Consider the following 4,882-nt stretch of genomic DNA (forward strand, 5'->3'; position numbering starts at 1 on the left):
CATTCTAAAATCAATATTACACATTAAAATCAATATTTCAAGTGTTCAATAAACTGTTATTTTATGTTTAAAGTGGATTGCTAAAAGTAGGATTATGTAAGAATTTTTAAGAAAATTTTATAATATTCTTTGTTTATATAATTAATCATGTCAGAAATTAAAAAACTTACGGCAGATGTGAATGTAAGTGAATTTTATGAAAATTATGTTGATTTTGAGGAAGTCTCAAAACTCTGCATCGAAGAGCAGGAAATGCTGGGATACAACTGGAACTACCCACCATTCGAATTCGATGTTGACGAGGTATGGAATACATACGAGAAGCTTAAGATAATTGCTTTTAAAATAGACTTTTCCGAAGAGGAACTGGCTCACACTTTCGAAGAAAAGGAACTTGAATTTGTACTCAAACGCTTCGAGAGAATGAAAGTCAAGCTGATGAATGAAATCTACATGCTTGAAAGCGAAGACGCAATGGGACTCTTTTTGGGAAAATGCAACCTGTGCATGAGATGCACAAGGGAATTCGGAATGCCATGCAAGATGCCCTTTAAAATGAGATATTCCCTTGAATCACTGGGTGCATACACTGATAGGGTAATTGAAGATCTTTTCGGCTTCGAAATCAAATATGCGGAAAATGGAAAACTTCCCGAATATCTGATATTCGTCGGCGGATTATTATATGATAAAAAATAGGTGATAAAAATGATAGTAAGTGTAATTGGTGGAACTGGACCTCAGGGACTTGGAATTGCAGAAAGACTGGCCATTGCCGGTGTGGATGTAATTGTAGGTTCAAGAAAAGAAGAAAAAGCACTTGACGTTGTTGCAAAAGCAAAGGAAGAACTTGCAGACTATGATTTATCAAACATGAAGGGAATGGCAAACGAAGATGCCGCAAAAGAAGGAGACGTTTTGATAATAACAGTTCCTCTGGCAGCTCAAAAACCAACAATCGAAGGAATCAAGGAATTCTGTAAAGACAAGATTGTCATGGATGCAACAGTGCCTCTTGAAACAGCAATAGGTGGAAAACCGTTCAGGTTCATTGATTTGATGGAAGGATCAGCTGCTGAAAGGACAGCTTCAATATTGGAAGGAACCGGCGCAAAAGTAATCTGTGCATTCTGTAACATATCCAATTCTCATCTGGCCAACATTCCGGAAGAAATCGACTGTGACTGTCTGATTGCAGGTGATGATGCTGAAGCTAAAGCAACTGCTGCTGAGATAATCGACAAGATTCCAGGCGTTAAAACAATAGATACCGGAATTCTTGAAAAAGCAAGAATCATCGAAAAAATCACTCCATTGCTGATTGGATTGAACATCAAGTACAAATCCCATTACGGCGGACTCAGAATTACAGGAATTCCTGCACTCGATAAGGATTAGATGGTTTTTATGGATTCATTTGAAGAGCTCATCGGACTGAATGTTGATGATGTTGATTTGGATGAATCCGACGATTTTATTTTTTGCCTGGGCTACAAATACAAAAACTGCGGGCAGAGATATCCAGCCACAAAACTGAAACTGGCCGACTTGGACTACTTTAATTTCATTGAATTTGTCGAATTGTTTAAAAGCGAAGCTATTTTCATAATATGGTATGATGAAAAATCCCGAATAATAACTGATTTGGAGATATATTATCTAAGCAACGATTTTGATGTGCTCTTTAAGGATTATTATTATATTTTAAGTGCTGTTCGTGACGGTAATGCACACAAGCTGAGGGAAGGAGATACTAAATATCTTGGTGCATCAAGAATGAATGAAAAGGTTCGCCAGCCCAATAGTGATATTCTGGCAAACAGAAGAGAGCTTGTTTTAAAAAGGAAGTATCTGCAGAAAATATTGAATGAGATTTCTGTAAGATGTAAATAATATTTCATTAATACCTAGAATATTCCCAATATCTGCAGACAATGTTATAAAAAGTTTAAAATAATTTAAATTTTTTAAATGAAATTTTTTATATGCTGTATTAACTTCAATAAAATCTTATTTTTTTTTTACATATTATTGTAATAATTTTAATAAAAATTAATATAATTGTTGAATGTTTAAAATTTATATTATTTTCTACATTATTTTTAATAATATTTTTTTATTTTTAGAATAAAATTTCATGAAAACTGCAATTTTTTAATATGATTTAAATATTATGTTATATATATTTTATAATAATATCGATTAATATTTAGTGTAAAAAGGAGAGAATGATATTGAAATTTAAAAGAGAGATAATAGCTTTTATTCTTATTATTTGTATGCTTTTTACAATTTCAGCAATTAGCGCTGCTGATAATTCAACTGATGTTGTCAGTGTGATTAATTCGACTGTAAAAGCAACAAATGTAGATGTAGCTACAGATGAAAATTTGGCGATAGAAAATAATGGAGAAATTATAAGTGAAGGAGAGACGGATGATGGAAGTTTTGCTGCTTTGAATACTAAGATAAGTGGTGCTTCTGAAGGAGAAACAATTTATTTGTGGAATAATTATGAATATTCTAGTACTGATTCTGGTACTGGAGGTATTTCTATTTCTAATAGTTTAACTATCGATGGTCAAGGTCATACAATTGATGCAAAAGGAATATCAAGAATTTTTGATTGTGAAGTATATGGTAATGTTGATGTTACATTAAAAAATATTATTTTTACTAATGCTAAAGCAAGTTATGGTGGTGCAATTTATTGGTATCCTGATGGTGGAAATACTGACATTATTAATTGTACATTTATAAACAATACTGCTTTAGGTAGTTATGGTGGAGGTGCTGCAATAATGGGATATGTTGGTATTTCAAATATTATTAACTGTACTTTTATTAATAATCACGACCCTAACTGCGCTTTATATTTAACTTCAACTAATGTTGAAAATTCAGTCTTTTTAAATAATACTAATGGAATTATTGTAGGTTCTAATGTTATTGCTAATAATAACTGGTTTGGTAGTACAATTGACAATTATGCGACTAAACCTAAAGTTGGATCAGGAGTAACAATGACCTCTTGGTATGTATTAAACATTACTACTAATGGCGCAAATAATCTTGCTACTATATCTTTAAATAATTTATATGATGGTAGTGTAATTAATCCATCTACTACATATGCATTACCTTCAATCACATTTAATGTCACTGGTACTAATGTTACATTAAGTAAAAATTCAATTACTACTGATGGCAATGGAGATGCTAGTTTCGGTTTTACTGTAACTGAAGATACAGGTATATTAACAGCTAGTTCCAATGGAATATCTATAAGTAAAGATGTTGTTGATTTGACTGATGATGGTAGTATTACTGCATTGAATAATAAGATTCAGCAATCTATTACAAACGGTGACAGCGAAGTTAAGTTATATAATGATTATAATTATATTAGTGGAGAATCAATTGTAAAAAACTCTTATTCTGGTTCTCCTAATGGTATAGGAATCTTCACTGATTTAACAATTGATGGTCAAGGATTTAATATTGATGGTAATAATAGAGGGGGTAGAATAATCTACTTTAGAGATTCTAGTAAATCTTTAACTTTAAAAAATATTAATTTTATTAACTGTAAAGATGCATATGGTAGTGCAGTATATGTTACTTGTAAAAATCTCGAAATAATTAATTGTACATTTAGTGATGGTACTGCAACAGGAAATCCTGGTGCAGCCATTTATGCTAATGTTTATGGAAATTATTTAATTAAAAATTCCTCATTTACTAATAACCAATTAACTGCATCTAAAAATGGTGGTGCTATTGCAATTTATTCAAATTCGGGCACTACTGGGGATATTATAAATTGTAATTTCACGGATAACTCAGCAACTGCATTTGGTGGAGCAATTTTTATTTGCAGCAATGGTAGAGTAGGTAAAGACAATGGAAATATTACTGGATGTATCTTTAAAGGTAATACTGCTAACAAAGGTTCTTCAGTATCTATTTCTAACAGTCCTGATGGTTCATATAAATTATCTAATTCTATCATTTTAGATGAAGGTAATTTAATATATTGTTATGACCAAAATGGTAATACTCTTAATATGAATATGGATATTGACTATAATTGGTGGGGAAGCACATCTGATGATTATACAACCCTAAATTTAGACACAACACTGAATAATAATCCAATTAATGTAAATAAATGGTTATATTTAGATTTAACTGTTGATGATGGAATTGGAATTGCTACAATATCTTTAAATAATCTTAATGATGGAAATAAATACTCAGATTATGTTTTACCTGAAATTACACTAAATATTGAATCAACAAATGCTGATCTTAACACAAGCACAGTTACTCTGGAAAATGGTGAAGCAGAAGTTAATTATGTGATGACTCAAAAAACAGGCACTATTGCAGCTAGTTATAATGGAATTGAGTTAACCAAAAATATTAAATTATTTGCTTCAGATTGTTTTTTCGCTTTAAAAAATCAAATTGAGGAAACTGGAGAAACAACTTTCTCATTAGAACAGGATTATAGTTATAATTCTCAATTAGACAGTGAACTTACAAATGGGGTAACAATTTCAAAAAGCATTACAATAGATGGTAACGGTCATATTATTGATGCTAAAGGTGAAAAGAACATTTTCTATTTCGATGATGAAAGCAACACTAGAACATTGATATTAAAAAATATTATATTTGCAAATGCTTCAGCTGAAAATGGTGCTGCAGTTTACTTTAAAGGAAAAAATATTCAAGTAATTAATTGTACTTTTACAAATAATACTGCAACTGCTAATGGTGATGCATTGTATTTAGTTGCAAGTGAAGAATCTAGTATAGTCCAATCAACATTTGTTAATAACACCGGATCTATTTCAGTAGCATATATTAGTTCTGA

Annotated in this window: 4 protein-coding genes; all 4 read left to right on the top strand. The window is 31.1% G+C overall.

Annotated elements, in window-relative coordinates; all coding sequences use genetic code 11:
- The first annotated feature begins 147 nt into the window (after positions 1-147).
- Positions 148-699 (top strand): DUF2284 domain-containing protein, encoded by a 552-nt coding sequence (locus tag Q4Q55_RS09640; RefSeq protein WP_303372597.1) that lies wholly within the window; start codon positions 148-150, stop codon positions 697-699.
- Positions 700-708: 9 nt separating this feature from the next.
- A complete protein-coding gene (gene npdG / locus Q4Q55_RS09645; protein ID WP_303372598.1) occupies positions 709-1,398 on the top strand; it encodes an NADPH-dependent F420 reductase in 690 nt (229 codons plus the stop codon).
- Between the two features lie 9 nt (positions 1,399-1,407).
- Entirely contained in the window at positions 1,408-1,893 is a 486-nt protein-coding gene (locus Q4Q55_RS09650) for a hypothetical protein (protein WP_303372599.1), read from the top strand.
- A 341-nt stretch (positions 1,894-2,234) separates the two neighbouring features.
- The coding region (locus tag Q4Q55_RS09655; protein WP_303372600.1) for a hypothetical protein at positions 2,235-4,882 on the top strand (2,648 nt) is incomplete at its 3' end.

This window comes from Methanobrevibacter sp. (assembly GCF_030539555.1).
GTDB lineage: Archaea > Methanobacteriota > Methanobacteria > Methanobacteriales > Methanobacteriaceae > Methanocatella.